This is a genomic window from Neobacillus rhizosphaerae (assembly GCF_937468385.1).
GTDB classification, from domain to species: domain Bacteria; phylum Bacillota; class Bacilli; order Bacillales; family Cytobacillaceae; genus Neobacillus; species Neobacillus rhizosphaerae.
This window is the reverse complement of the sequence record NZ_CALBWS010000001.1, coordinates 109,460-123,432: the sequence shown is the minus strand read 5'-3', so window position 1 is coordinate 123,432 and position 13,973 is coordinate 109,460. Positions and strand designations below refer to the sequence as shown.

The 13,973-nt window shown below is 37.3% G+C and carries 15 protein-coding genes; 9 read left to right on the top strand and 6 right to left on the bottom strand.

Annotated elements, in window-relative coordinates; translation table 11 throughout:
- The first annotated feature begins 31 nt into the window (after positions 1–31).
- From M5A78_RS00595 to pssA, 5 genes are all read left to right on the top strand, one after another.
- Positions 32–631: a DedA family protein gene (locus M5A78_RS00595; RefSeq protein ID WP_248733349.1), complete on the top strand. Its 600-nt coding sequence runs from the start codon at positions 32–34 to the stop codon at positions 629–631.
- Positions 632–777: 146 nt separating this feature from the next.
- Positions 778–1,971 (top strand): MGDG synthase family glycosyltransferase, encoded by a 1,194-nt coding sequence (locus M5A78_RS00590; protein ID WP_406603649.1) that lies wholly within the window; start codon positions 778–780, stop codon positions 1,969–1,971.
- 164 nt (positions 1,972–2,135) lie between these two features.
- Positions 2,136–2,585 carry a GtrA family protein gene (locus M5A78_RS00580; RefSeq protein ID WP_248733347.1) on the top strand — a complete coding sequence of 150 codons (450 nt, stop codon included), beginning with the start codon at positions 2,136–2,138 and terminating at the stop codon, positions 2,583–2,585.
- 518 nt (positions 2,586–3,103) lie between these two features.
- Positions 3,104–3,766: a phosphatase PAP2 family protein gene (locus tag M5A78_RS00575; RefSeq protein ID WP_248733346.1), complete on the top strand. Its 663-nt coding sequence runs from the start codon at positions 3,104–3,106 to the stop codon at positions 3,764–3,766.
- 46 nt (positions 3,767–3,812) lie between these two features.
- On the top strand, positions 3,813–4,514 hold the full coding sequence (pssA, locus tag M5A78_RS00570) for a CDP-diacylglycerol--serine O-phosphatidyltransferase (protein ID WP_264760421.1): 702 nt from the start codon (positions 3,813–3,815) through the stop codon (positions 4,512–4,514).
- Positions 4,515–4,573: 59 nt separating this feature from the next.
- Here pssA and qoxD read toward each other — a convergent pair whose 3' ends face one another.
- Genes qoxD through qoxA form a run of 4 tightly spaced genes read right to left on the bottom strand, consistent with a single transcriptional unit; the run spans position 4,574 to position 8,430 of the window.
- The gene (gene qoxD / locus M5A78_RS00565; RefSeq protein ID WP_248733344.1) at positions 4,574–4,867 is read right to left on the bottom strand and encodes a cytochrome aa3 quinol oxidase subunit IV; all 294 of its coding nucleotides are present in this window, start codon (positions 4,865–4,867) and stop codon (positions 4,574–4,576) included.
- A 3-nt stretch (positions 4,868–4,870) separates the two neighbouring features.
- The gene (qoxC, locus tag M5A78_RS00560; protein WP_248733343.1) at positions 4,871–5,473 is read right to left on the bottom strand and encodes a cytochrome aa3 quinol oxidase subunit III; all 603 of its coding nucleotides are present in this window, start codon (positions 5,471–5,473) and stop codon (positions 4,871–4,873) included.
- Positions 5,463–7,439 carry a cytochrome aa3 quinol oxidase subunit I gene (qoxB, locus tag M5A78_RS00555; protein WP_248733342.1) on the bottom strand — a complete coding sequence of 659 codons (1,977 nt, stop codon included), beginning with the start codon at positions 7,437–7,439 and terminating at the stop codon, positions 5,463–5,465. The genes qoxC and qoxB overlap by 11 nt, the downstream gene beginning before the upstream one ends.
- Positions 7,429–8,430: a cytochrome aa3 quinol oxidase subunit II gene (gene qoxA, locus M5A78_RS00550; protein ID WP_248733341.1), complete on the bottom strand. Its 1,002-nt coding sequence runs from the start codon at positions 8,428–8,430 to the stop codon at positions 7,429–7,431. The genes qoxB and qoxA overlap by 11 nt, the downstream gene beginning before the upstream one ends.
- 382 nt (positions 8,431–8,812) lie before the next feature.
- Here qoxA and M5A78_RS00545 point away from each other — a divergent pair, with 382 nt between their 5' ends.
- The 3 genes from M5A78_RS00545 (at position 8,813) to M5A78_RS00535 (ending at position 11,444) form a co-directional block, all read left to right on the top strand.
- Complete coding sequence (locus M5A78_RS00545) at positions 8,813–9,118, top strand: iron-sulfur cluster assembly accessory protein (RefSeq protein WP_248733340.1); 306 nt, start codon at positions 8,813–8,815, stop codon at positions 9,116–9,118.
- A 136-nt stretch (positions 9,119–9,254) separates the two neighbouring features.
- Complete coding sequence (locus M5A78_RS00540) at positions 9,255–10,970, top strand: ABC transporter ATP-binding protein (protein ID WP_248733339.1); 1,716 nt, start codon at positions 9,255–9,257, stop codon at positions 10,968–10,970.
- Positions 10,971–11,243: 273 nt separating this feature from the next.
- Positions 11,244–11,444 (top strand): cold-shock protein, encoded by a 201-nt coding sequence (locus M5A78_RS00535; RefSeq protein WP_248733338.1) that lies wholly within the window; start codon positions 11,244–11,246, stop codon positions 11,442–11,444.
- Between the two features lie 78 nt (positions 11,445–11,522).
- On the opposite strand, the gene M5A78_RS00530 is transcribed toward M5A78_RS00535, so the two are convergent.
- Together M5A78_RS00530 and M5A78_RS00525 are read right to left on the bottom strand one after the other, a co-directional pair.
- Entirely contained in the window at positions 11,523–11,723 is a 201-nt protein-coding gene (locus M5A78_RS00530; RefSeq protein WP_248733337.1) for a YwbE family protein, read from the bottom strand.
- Complete coding sequence (locus M5A78_RS00525) at positions 11,716–11,919, bottom strand: hypothetical protein (protein ID WP_248733336.1); 204 nt, start codon at positions 11,917–11,919, stop codon at positions 11,716–11,718. The genes M5A78_RS00530 and M5A78_RS00525 overlap by 8 nt, the downstream gene beginning before the upstream one ends.
- A 427-nt stretch (positions 11,920–12,346) precedes the next feature.
- Between M5A78_RS00525 and katA the strand changes: the two genes are divergently transcribed.
- On the top strand, positions 12,347–13,807 hold the full coding sequence (gene katA, locus M5A78_RS00520) for a catalase KatA (protein WP_264760420.1): 1,461 nt from the start codon (positions 12,347–12,349) through the stop codon (positions 13,805–13,807).
- The last annotated feature ends 166 nt before the right edge of the window (positions 13,808–13,973 follow it).

Here is a 13,973-nt window from a genome sequence, read left to right as displayed (position 1 = left end):
AAGTTTTTATTCTTCAAAAGGTAGGTATATTATGTCACATTTCATTCAGTCTATATTTGATTTGCTTTCAAGCCTAGGTTACTTAGGAATTACCCTTGGCTTAATGGTGGAAGTTATCCCTAGTGAAATCGTATTAGCATATGGTGGTTATTTAATTTCCATCGGAAAAATTTCATTCATTGGAGCTGTGGTAGCAGGGACAATAGGTGGTATTATTGCCCAATGGTTCCTATATTGGTTGGGAAGATATGGGGGAAGACCTCTGCTCGATAAATATGGGAAGTATTTGTTAATCAAACCACATCATATTGATCTTGCTCAACAATGGTTCAGCAAATATGGCTCAGGCGTTATCTTTACAGCCCGCTTTATCCCTGTTGTGAGACATGCCATTTCCATTCCAGCGGGTATAGCCCGGATGTCATTTGCGAAATTTAGCATCTATACCATTGTTGCAATTATTCCTTGGTCCATTCTTTTCCTTTATCTAGGAATGACACTGGGAACAAAATGGGATCAAATTAATCAGGCTGCAAAACCATATGTTACTCCTGCGATAATAATCGCAATCATATTTACCCTTTGTTATCTCATTTATAAATGGAAATTTAAAAAATCAAAAACGCAATAGCTAAATGTATCGGAGGATCATCCTATTATCCCATTAAGATGCTTCTACTTTTCAATAAATGAATCGTCAGGCATTAAGTGCTCGATGTTTATCAGATTGTATAGAGCTCAATAGTTCAATGATAACTAATCACATGAGGGGATAGCATGGATATGAATGATAAAAAAAAGGATAAAATTCTTATATTATCTGCCTCATTTGGAGACGGACATAAACAGGTAGCAAACGCACTGAGTGAAGCTGTACAATTTACGCTGCCAAATGTTGAGCCAATTATTCTAGATATCATGGAGTGGTTACATCCCAACCTTTTTCCAGTAAGTCATTACTTTTACAGTCGAGTCATTAAAAGGTTTCCTCGAGTGTATAGCTATCTTTATAATAGAACCCGTGAAAGAAATCCTTTCTCTGTGAAGTTAAATTCTTTTTTTACACTTGGAATGGGATCAATGCTTGATATTATAGAAGAAATTCAACCTTCTGTGGTTGTAAGCACATACCCATTCGCTGCTGGAATCATGTCAAAATTAAAAGAAAATGGTTTAGTTAATATCCCAGCTGTAACAATTATTACGGATTACACAGACCATTCTTATTGGATACATCCATTTACTGATCAATATATTGTGGGATCTAAGCAGGTAAAGGACCGACTGATTTCTCATGGAGTAGAAAGCCATAAAATTAAACATACGGGTATACCTGTTCGTAAAAAATTTGTGACCACACAGTCTCGAGAGTGTCTCGCAAAGAAATACAATTTGAACTCTAACCATTTCACTCTCCTTATAATGGGAGGAGGAGAAGGCTTAATTGGAAAGGGGATATCCACCTTTCGTGCTTTAGAGAAACTTTCATCCCCAATCCAAATCATAATTGTTTGCGGTAGGAATAAGAATTTAAAAAATCAACTGGGGGAGAAACTTAGCAGATCAAAGCACCATATACTACTCCTTGGATATAGCGAAAATGTAAATGAGTTGATGGCCCTTTCTGATTTAATGATTTCGAAACCTGGGGGTGTAACAACTTCAGAGGCAATGGCGATGGAGCTTCCTTTATTAGTTTATCATCCACTTCCAGGACAGGAAGAAGATAATGCCAATTTCTTAGTAGAATCTGGTTTAGCAATGCAAGCTGAAAATGATCACGATTTAATTGGAAAAATTGAAAGTCTCATAATGGACTCGAAACCATTATATAGGATGAAACAAAGATCCAGGAAATATCAATCCAAAACCTCCTCCAGTGATGCACTTAAGGTAATTATTCAGACAAGAAACTGTGTAAAAAAACACGAAAATGCTTTTTTTACTATGGGAATGAGACAAAGTTTATGATTTTATTGAACTCCTGGGGATTGGTATGAATGGGGAGTATATTGGGAAAATTTATCATGAGGTAAAAAAACGTCCAAGGTGTGCGATTGAAAAAGATTTATTTTCTCATCAAATGATTGAGCAGAAAGAAAAGAATTAAACGCTTTAGTAAAATAGGAGTGCGTATGAACTATCCATTTGTTCGCTTTATTATGGTAGGAATGATAAATACGATAGTGGGATTGTCCGTCATGTACCTTCTGTTACATGCGCTGGGACTTTCCTATTGGATGTCCACTTTCGTTGGCAATTCGATTGGTGCCGGTGTAAGTTTCTTTTTGAACAAATACTTTACCTTTAAAAGCAAAGATTCTGTTACAAAAAGTGCGCTTCGCTTTATCATAGTCATTCTGTGCTGTTACTTCATTGCCTATGATATTGGAAGAAGTTTTGTAGTATGGATACTGAAAAATAATGATTTCATCAATTCAGATGTTAAAACCGACCTTTCAATCCTAGTAGGTACCTGTTTGTACACCGTGTTAAATTATTTTGGGCAAAAGATCTTTGTATTTTCAAAAAAGAATACTGCTATTAAAGAAAATTTGGGGCTGTCCAATAAGTCACTAAAATAAAGCAGGTGGAGAAAAACGAATAGTTTATCTCCACCTGCTTTATTTTTTTTTCGATTTTTCCCTGAAAGTAGGGGATAGTTGTCTTTTTGGAGTCTTTTTTTCCTCTATCTTTAGAAGAAGTGTCATTTGAGTGTTATAAATTAATTTGTGATCGTTTGATTGCACACAAAAAAAATCGTCCTTACTTTAAATGTTGGTATGGTAACTTACATTTTACTAGATAGGACGATTTTTTTGTGTATTTTTTTAAAAAATTGGCTATTCTAAAGCCCAATGTTAATATTTTACACTCTGTTGATTGGAGCGGAAGGCGCGAAGACTCCTGCGGGAGTACGGGGCAGGGGAGACCCCGCAGGCGCTTGCGCCGAGGAGGCTCCCCGGACCGCCCGCGGAAAGCGAAGCGCCTGGAGCGGAAATCAACAGACAAGTTTAGCAGCCCCTTTTTTTTATTGTTATATCATGGTACGATATGATAAGTTTTTATAACGTTGAAAAATCACGCCTGAGAGGACCTTCTTATGAATCTTAAATTTCATTTAATTATCGCTTTCATCATAAGTTTAGTCTGCTTGATCGGATTCAGCTTTATTTCATTGTTCATAAGTGACCATAAAATTATTGATTTTGATAGCGATGTAATAGCAGCTATTCAAGGACTTGAATCAACATTTTTAACAAAAGTGATGAAATTTTTCACCTTTATTGGTTCTGCGCCAGTTGTTATCATCTTAAGTGTTATTCTAATGGTATTCCTTTATAAAGTATTACATCATCGTTTAGAATTGATACTATTCATTTCTGCTATTATTGGTTCAGCGGTATTAAACCAAATTTTGAAACAGATATTTCACCGGGTTCGTCCAAATTTCCATCGTTTAATTGATATTTCAGGGTATAGTTATCCAAGTGGTCATGCGATGAATGCATTTACCGTTTATGTCATTATTTCGTTCTTGCTTTGGCGTCACATTGAAAGTAAGTGGGGAAGAAGTCTGTTAATTTTCATTAGTGGCGTCATGATTCTTGGTATTGGAATAAGTCGAATTTATTTGGGGGTACATTATCCTAGCGACATTATTGGGGGATATTTGGCCAGCGGATTCTGGTTAACAATTGCTATTTGGTTTTTCCAATTTTATAAAGAAAAAGGTTATAATAAGAAATATAAACGTGGTGAATGATGGTTGTTTGATTAAATCATAGTGACCCACCTAATGAAACATTGGAGTGATACATATTATCAGAAATAGTATTCCTAACCTTTTTACCCTTGCTAATTTATTTTTTGGATTTTTATCAGTTATGTACTCAGCGCAAGGAGATTATAAGAATGCAGCTATTCTTATTTTAATTGGCATGATGCTTGACAGTATGGATGGCCGAATAGCCAGAATGCTGCGCGTAGAAAGTGAACTTGGAAAAGAACTTGATTCACTTGCTGACATTGTTACGTTTGGAGTAGCTCCTGCGATGATGGCCTATTATGCTTATTTTTCTTTCTTCGGGGCTGTCGGGATGGCTGTTGCCGGTCTTTTCCCATTATTCGGAGCATATCGGTTAGCGCGATTCAATATTAATGCTGTGAAATCATCCTTGCAGTTTTTTACAGGTGTCCCGATTACGGCAGCGGGGGGATTATTAACCCTCTTGACATTGTTTCATGGGAAAATGCAGGGTTTCATCTTTGTGATAGCCTTTTTCCTACTTTGCTATTTGATGGTAAGTACAATTAAAATTCCTAGTTTGAAGGATATCCCGTTGCCAAAATACGGTATTATTATCACCCTTTTTCTAGGCTATGCAATTTACATTGTCTTCAAAAAAGAACAGCATCGATTCCCTTATTTCATCTATGTAGCAATACCATTATATGTAGCCTTCATCGGATACCAATTGATCAAAACAAAAAGAAAAAATAATCCAAAATAAAATGGGTGTCAGGCACCATGTGAAAATTTCACATGGTGCCTGACACCTTTTTTCTTTCTTTACATCCCGAACGACATAACCCAAATCGATCCGGCAACGGTTACTACTGCGATAAATACTCCATATATAACGTTTATCGTTTGGGAATTACCGTCTTCACCTTCTTTTAAATGCATGAACATAAAGAGTTGAAGACCTGCTTGGACTATAGCAAGAGTGCCGATGATCCAAATAATCGTATTAAATGATAAAGATGTTTTTAAAGCAACGAATAGAGCTGCGAAGGTTAACACCAATGACAAAACAAATCCAAATACTTGTGACTTTGGAAATCCTTTTGAATGATTATCCATTGTTTACACCAACCCTTTTAAATAAACAAATGTGAAGATAAAGATCCAAACTACATCAAGGAAGTGCCAGTATAAGCCGATAATAAACGTCTTACGTGCAGTGACAGGCGTCAATCCTCTTTTTAATATTTGGATGATAACCATAGTAGCCCACCCGATACCCATACTAACGTGCAATCCATGTGTTCCTAATAGAACAAAGAAGCTCGATAAGAATGCACTTGTTTGCATGGTTGCACCTTCGTGAACATAATGAATAAATTCGGAGATCTCCATGCCGACAAAACCAAGTCCAAGTAATAGAGTAATAATTAACCAGGTTAATAGACCCTTCTTGTTATGACGGTGCATTTCATAGATGGCGATCCCACAAGTAAAACTACTTGTTAAGAGTAGGATAGTTTCTATCATCACACCTTTTATATCGTAAAGTTCATGTGGTGTCGGGCCACCTGCATAGCGAGTGCTTAAAACTGAATAAGTTGCAAAGAGCGTCGCAAATAAAACAATCTCTGCACCTAAGAACATCCAAAAACCTAGAATATTCATCCTATTTTGCTCTGTTTGGAATTCGAGTGGAAGCGATGTATTCACATTAGTTGACATGTTTTTCCACTCCTTTTTCTTTGTTTTGCCATCCATATTCTATCTCCTTAATTTCATCAACAGGAACATGGTAACCATCATTGTAATCAAAAGAACGAATAGCTAAGCAAATCAAGATACCTAAAGCTGCAACAAGAGCAGCAATTTTCCACTCAAAAACCAAGAGGAAGCCAGATATACCAAAGACGATACTCATGATAAAAGGGAGACCAGAATTGCTTGGCATGTGGATTTCTTCAAGCTCATCATTGCTGAATTTTAAGCCTTTATTCTTTTTCTTCATGTACCAGAAAGCATCAAGTGATGTCACTTCTGGTATCTTTGCAAAATTATAGAATTGAACGGGTGATGCAGTTGCCCACTCTAGTGTTCTTGCATCCCATGGATCGCTGGATATATTACGGTCTGCATAGCGAGCGCTCCAATAAATGTTATAGCAGAAGAAAGCGAAACCGATGGCTAAAATACCTGCACCAATAGCTGAAACGAGCATTAGCGGACCAAATCCGGATTCAGCAGAGTAGGTATAAGCACGTCTTACCGCACCATTTAATCCTAAGAAGAACATTGGCATGAAGGTCATATTGAAACCAATGACAAACAACCAGAAATGAAGTTTTCCAAGTTTTTCGTTAAGCATGTGACCAAACATTTTTGGCCACCAATAATATAGACCGGCAAATACGGCGAAGACAACACCAGGTATTAATACATAGTGGAAGTGTGCCACAAGGAAAAGGGTGTTATGATACTGATAATCTGCTGCACCCATCGCAAGCATTACACCTGTAATACCACCGATTAAGAAGCATGGGACAAAGGCAAGTGCCCAAAGCATGGCAGTTGTAAATTGAATGCGACCTTTTCTCATCGTAAATAACCAGTTAAACATTTTTACGCCAGTCGGTATCGCAATCATCATCGTTGTAATCGAGAAAATGGAGTTTACTCCTGGTCCGGCACCCATGGTAAAGAAGTGATGGACCCAAACTAACATACTAAGAATGGCAATTCCGACAATTGACCCAACCATTGATTTATATCCAAATAGAGTTTTACGGGAGAATGTTGAAATAACTTCAGAGAACATCCCAAATGCAGGTAGGACTACGATGTAAACTTCTGGATGACCCCATAGCCAGAATAAATTGACCCACATCATATCCATACCTCCGCCACTAAGTGTAAAAAAGTGGGTTCCAAAGATGCGGTCGAATGTCATTAAAGCAAGGGCAACTGTAAGAATTGGGAAAGACGCTGCAATAATTATCGATGTAACAAATGACGTCCATGAGAACATTGGCATTTTCATAAGCGTCATGCCTTTTGCTCTCATTTTTAAAATTGTTACGATAAAGTTAATCCCAGTCATTAATGTACCAATCCCGGCAATCTGAATCGCTACGGCATAAAAGTTATTACCTATCCCTGGACTAAACTCTTTTCCAGCAAGAGGGAAATATGCAGTCCAACCAGCATCAGGTGAACCACCAATAACAAACGAAATATTAAACAACATGGCACCACTAAAGGTTAGCCAGAAGCTAAGAGCGTTCAATTGAGGGAAGGCTACGTCGCGAGCCCCAATTTGTAGCGGAACGATCACGTTCATAATTCCAATTAAGAATGGCATAGCCATAAATAAGATCATTACGACACCATGTGTTGTAAAGACTTCATTATAATGTTGTGCATCGAGTAATTGTCCATCTGGTGTTGCGGTTTGGGCTTTCATTAATAACCCGTCAATACCACCGCGGAAAAACATTAATACACCAACAAGGATATACATAATCCCAATACGTTTATGATCTACGGTCGTAAGCCACTCTGTCCATAGCCATTTCCACTTTTTTAAATATGATACTAAAACAACAATTCCAATCATCGTTAACAGAATCGCAATTTGTGATCCTAAGATTAGCGGGTCGCCGGTAATAAAAAACCTATCCCATTTAATGCCCATTGTGTTCGCCTCCATTAGAATGTCCATCCATTTTCATATTCATATCCATGGATTTATCATCCGTTTTCCCAGCTTTGTTCTTTTGGTTATCCGGCTGTTTAAAAATCTGTCCTGGATAATCATGATTTCTGTACAATTCAGGGAACGTATACGTTTTCGAATTCATATCACCATGGTTGACCCAGGCTAAATGATTGTTTGAAAAAGTAAGTCGTCCTAAGTGAGTTGGCTTCAATAGATCTATATATTTCTTTTCCGTTAACTTCGGTGCAGTTTTCTTTACATCTTTTACCCACTTATCAAATGCTTGTTGGGATTTGGATTCAACCGTGAATTCCATATCGGCATATCCTTTACCATTGAAGTTGGTGTTTTTCCCTAGATATTCTCCAGGATGATCTGCTACTAGGTACAATTGTGTTTCCATTTTATTCATTGTGTATTTTTGCCCGCCTAAGGCTGGTACCCAAAAAGATTGCATCGTACCTGCAGAAGTAAGCTTAAACTTAACGGGCGTACCGACAGGAATGTTAACATAGTTAACGGTTTCTATCCCTTGTTCAGGATAGCTAAAAATCCATTTCCAGTCAGCAGAAGTAACATTTATCGTGATTGGCTTTTTATTTTCATAGCCTTCAGGTACTTTTTCAAGTTTGTAAATTGTATTTACCGTCGGGATTGTCAAAGCGATAACGATAAGAATTGGGATCGCTGTCCAAATGATTTCCAATTTAGTACTGCCGTGTTCCTCGGGGGGTTCGTAATCTTTATTATCAGGTCTTGCTCGGTATTTCCAAACGATATAACCAAATAAACCAAAAACGACAACAACAATAAGAAGCATGAAAACCAGTGACCAATTAATCAAGCCGAGTATTTCTCTTGCCACAGGCCCTTTCGGTTCAAAGACAACCATATTCGAATCGCAGCCGCTTAAAAGTAGTACTGGCAATAAAGCTAAAAGTGGAGCTAAATGGTTCTTTTTAAACATTTCTGTTTCTCCCTTTCGATGGTTGTTTAAGCTTTGATAAACATTGCGTGAATCTATTCACAAACTAAAATGAATGACGCCTTGTTTTTAACGAAACACACCGGTAATAAAATTAAATTAATTATTATTTAAGATTAATTACAGTAGGTATTTTTCCTATCACAATATTAACAACATAGTCATGATGTTAATATAGTTTTTTGGAAAAACATGTGACAAATTTGTTAAGGTTTTATTATGCTAAATTGGGAATTGCTTGGAAAAGTAAATCACTTACAGGTAAAAACTGATTTATTATCCTGTTATTACTAAAAAATTGTCTATTTTAGAATAATAGTGAGATAATAAGAGTGAATACATAGAAAGAGGAGAGCAATTAAACATGAAGGTTAAAATTAATCGCCATGCAGCAAAAGAATTGAAAAAAATGTTGGAACAAGAAGAAGATAAAGGGAAACTGTTCCGCGTTTATATCACCAGTATTCACGGAGATCACGCTCACTATGATTTGATGATTGATACTCCTACAGAAAAGGATGAAGTGGTCAAAACCGATAAAGATATCGATTTTATACTTGAAAAAGAAAATGAGTATTTGGATGGTGTTTGGATTCAGTTTTTCCATGTTCCGAAAGAGGAATGGCTGATTACGAATCCTGCAAAAGGCAGCCACCATCATCACCATTAATATTGAATCTGGTAAAAACGCTTGGAGCCTCAAATCCAGGCGTTTTCTTTTCGCAAAAATTTTCAAAATCCTTGAAATTGTCAGCTATTTTTTCGTATAATCCTATTATTGCTAACTATGAAAAAGGAGATTATTTATGATTCGGCGTTTCTTTTCTTATTATCGACCGCACAGAAGGTTATTCATCATTGATTTTAGCAGCGCAGTTATCGTTGCGGTTCTAGAATTAGCTTTTCCACTTGCGGTTAAATGGTTTATTGATGAATTGCTGCCAGGTGGCGATTGGTCAACAATTGTCTCTGTTAGTATCGGACTTTTCCTTGTTTATTTATTGAGCACCTTCTTGCAGTTTATTGTGAATTATTGGGGCCATAAGCTCGGAATTAATATTGAAACAGATATGAGGCAAGAGCTGTTTGAACATGTCCAAAAACAATCATTTCGTTTTTTTGATAATACGAAAACCGGACATATTATGAGCAGAATTACCAATGACCTCTTTGATCTTGGCGAACTTGCCCATCATGGTCCAGAAGATGTATTTATCGCGTTGATGACCTTTATCGGTGCTTTTTGGATCATGTTAACAATTAACGTCAAGTTAGCGTTGGTTGCCGTAATAATCCTACCATTTCTAATCTTACTGGTTGTCGTCTGTAATTTAAAAATGAACAAAGCTTGGAGTCAAATGTATTCTAGTATTGCAGATGTTAACGCACGAGTTGAAGATAGTGTATCAGGCAGTCGTGTCGTTCAATCGTTTACAAATGAAGGGTTTGAGATTGCTAGATTTAAAAAGAATAATCAGACATATAGGGGGGCGAAGCTTGGCGGTTATCGCGTTATGTCATATTGTCTTTCAGGTATTTATATGATGACACGACTGATCACAATTATCGTGCTTGTTTATGGTGCTTGGCTAAGTTTCTCCCACCAGTTGTCCTACGGAGAACTTGTCGGGTTTGTTCTTTATATCAATGTTCTTTTTAAACCAATTGATAAAATCAGCGCCATTATGGAGTTGTATCCAAAAGGAATGGCAGGATTCAAACGGTTTATCGACCTGATTGATTCTGAGCCTGAAGTGAAGGATACAGTGGACGCGGTGGAAGTTGCTTCACTAAAAGGAAATATCGTCTTTGATGAAGTTTCTTTTCGCTACGATTCGCATAAATCTGTTTTAGAAAATATTAATTTGGATCTCCGTTCAGGTGAGACGGTTGCCTTTGTTGGCCCATCGGGGGCTGGTAAGACAACCATTTGCTCTTTGATTCCACGGTTTTATGATGTGAATAGCGGAGGGATTTATATTGATGGTCTTGATATCCGTGATATGACCAAAAAATCCTTGCGTTCACAAATAGGAATCGTTCAGCAGGATGTATTCCTATTTACAGGGACACTACGCGAAAATATTGCATATGGAAAACAGGATGCAACCGATGAGGAAATTGCAGAAGCAGCAGGACGTGCTCATCTTGAAAAATTCATTTCTTCCTTACCTGATGGCTATGAGACACAAATTGGTGAGAGGGGCTTAAAGCTCTCTGGCGGCCAAAAGCAGCGGCTTGCGATTGCACGGATGTTTTTGAAAAATCCACCAATCTTGATTTTGGATGAAGCTACCTCTGCTCTTGATACCGAAACTGAAATGGTCATTCAGGAAGCTTTGACAGAACTTGCCCAAAACAGAACCACTCTTATTATTGCCCATAGGCTTGCAACGATTCGTAATGCCGACCGTATTATCGTCGTAACTGAGGACGGTATCGCTGAAGAGGGCAGACATGATGAGCTTATTGAGCAAGGTGGTATTTTTGCAAACCTTCATCGCTTGCAGTTTCAGCAATAATCTTTAAAGAATTCTCAAGAATTATATGTACTTTGGTTTACCTAATTTATTTGGCTATGATGTTTTTTCCTCCTAACTTATCTGTTAGTTTTGGTAGTCGTTTTGATGTCTTTAATAATTATTTTTCTGAAAATGGGTAATTTATTTTTAAAAAAAATTTTATTTCTTTTTGGAATTAGCTGTGTATAAGAAGATAATTGAAGGGCTAAAATAATTGGGCAAGTATAATTTGCAAAATCATGTAATTGTTACATGCTAGGAGGCTACAAAGAAATGGAACATGGTAAAGTAAAATGGTTTAACAGTGAAAAAGGTTTTGGGTTCATCGAGCGTGAGGGTGGAGAAGATGTATTCGTTCACTTTTCGGCAATTCAAAGTGAAGGATACAAGTCCTTAGATGAGGGTCAAGAGGTTACGTTTGAAATCGAAAATGGCCAACGTGGACCACAAGCGGTAAACGTTCGTAAATCATAATGACCAATGAATAAAACAGACTCCATCATTCGGAGTCTGTTTTTTCGTTAGCAGGCAAAGGGGCGCCTTGCACTTTTCTTATTTGTTTTGAATCTCTTTCACCCTGCCAACTTGTCCATTGGTTAATCTTACTTTAATTCCATGTGGATGAAAACTAGACTTGGTCAATATATCCTTAACTACCCCTGCTGTAAGAGTGCCACTTTTTTGATCCGCTTTTAGGACTATTTTGACAAAAGCACCAGGTAGAATATCTTTTCTATTTTGACCGTTAGACACCCATTTTTCTCCGAGAATTACTCACTTTTTTCGTCTGCTGGCTCTTCATTTGTTTGGTTGTTTGTGAATTATTTGAGCCGGAATTTCCTGCCGCTGCTTTGTTTTTCTTGTTTTCAAGCTGCAGCTTCATCGCTTCCTGTAAGCTAATTTTCCTTTTTGGCTCTTCTATTGTCTTTTTTTCATTTGTATCATTCATTGTAATCCTCCTAAACCTTATTAATTACAGTATAATCTATTTTCCCCCAGATTAAAATTTATCGTTAAAAAACTACTATGAAAAATGTGAAATTTGATGAAAATTTTAAGCGATATTTTTTATATTATTCTAAACTTTCGATCAATACTGATACATGGTAGAATAAAAGATAGGTGATGTCCTTCCACTATTTTCTATCTGCAACTAGGGTACGACTTCACAATTCATTTAAATAGAAATTTTTAGGACGTTATTCAGTAATTTTGGAATAACGTCCTTTATTTTTAATACCTATATTATAGTGGTAGATGTCTTCTTGACAATAAACAATATTACTTTATATTTATTATAATTTAGTATTGATTATTTATAAATTTATATTATAATTTAGTTATTGGCTCTAAAAAATAACTTACGAGGTGATGAAGTGAGTAATGAAAACAAACACTTAACAACGGGAACTGGAACTCCAGTCGGTGATAACCAAAACTCAATGACAGCAGGTATGCGTGGACCGACATTAATTCAAGATGTACACTTAATTGAGAAATTGGCTCACTTCAACAGGGAACGTGTGCCTGAGCGTGTTGTGCATGCTAAGGGTGCTGGAGCACATGGTTACTTCGAAGTGACAAATGACATGTCAAAATACACAAAAGCCAAGTTGTTTAATGGGGTTGGTAAGCGTACATCAATGTTTATTCGATTCTCAACAGTAGCGGGTGAACTAGGCTCTTCCGATACTGTTCGTGACCCTCGTGGATTTTCAGTAAAGTTTTATACAGAAGAAGGAAATTATGATCTTGTCGGAAATAACACTCCTATTTTCTTTATTCGTGATGCTATTAAATTTCCTGATTTCATTCATACGCAAAAAAGAGATCCAAAATCACATTTGAAAAATCCAAATGCCGTCTGGGACTTCTGGTCCTTATCACCTGAATCCTTACACCAAGTTACATACCTAATGGGTGACCGTGGGATTCCTGCCACACTTCGTCATATGAATGGTTATGGAAGCCATACATTTAAATGGGTAAATGCTGACGGAGAAGCTGTTTGGGTAAAATACCACTTTAAAACAGAACAAGATGTCAAAAACATGACGAATGAAGTTGCTGCTAAATTAGCAGGTGAAAACCCTGATTATCATACAGAAGATTTGTTTAATGCCATTGATAAGGGCGACTTCCCAGCATGGAAATTACATGTGCAAATTATGCCATTTGAAGATGCCTATTCATATCGCTTTGATCCATTTGATGTCACAAAGGTCTGGTCACATAAGGATTATCCGTTAATAGAGATAGGGCGGATGGTGCTTAATCGCAACCCTGAAAACTATTTTGCAGAGGTGGAACAGGCTACATTCTCACCTGGAACAATGGTACCAGGTGTTGAAGCTTCTCCTGATAAGATGCTTCAAGGTCGTATCTTCGCTTATTCTGATGCGCACCGTTATCGTGTCGGACCGAATCATAACTTGCTGCCAATTAACCGGCCAAAAGTGGAAGTAAATAACTATCAACGTGACGGTGCTATGCGGTCTGACAATAATGGCGGCGGTTCGGTTTACTATGAACCAAACAGCTATGGAGGCCCTAAGGAAACACCTGAACATAAGCAAACAGCCTTCCAGGTGACAGGTGTGGCAGAACAGGTTGCTTATGATGAGCACGACCATTACACGCAAGCGGGTGACCTTTATCGTTTAATGTCTGAAGAGGAGCGCTCAAGGTTGGTGGAAACGGTCGTCGGTGCCATGAAGCCAGTTGAGAGAGAGGACATCAAGCTTCGTCAGATTCAGCATTTTTACAAAGCAGATCCTGAGTATGGTGAGAGAGTCGCAAAGGGCTTGAATTTAGCGATACCGCAAGAAGTTAAATAATCTATTTAACTATTAGAAAAGAATCCTAAATGCATAAATGATTTTTATAACCCAGTGACCCTAAAATAATATTTGTTCAAGCAGCGGAACCATGTCTCCGCTGCTTTTTTTATCTATTTTAATACTATTTTAAAAAAATGGATGTTCAGGAAAATTATTGAAAAAT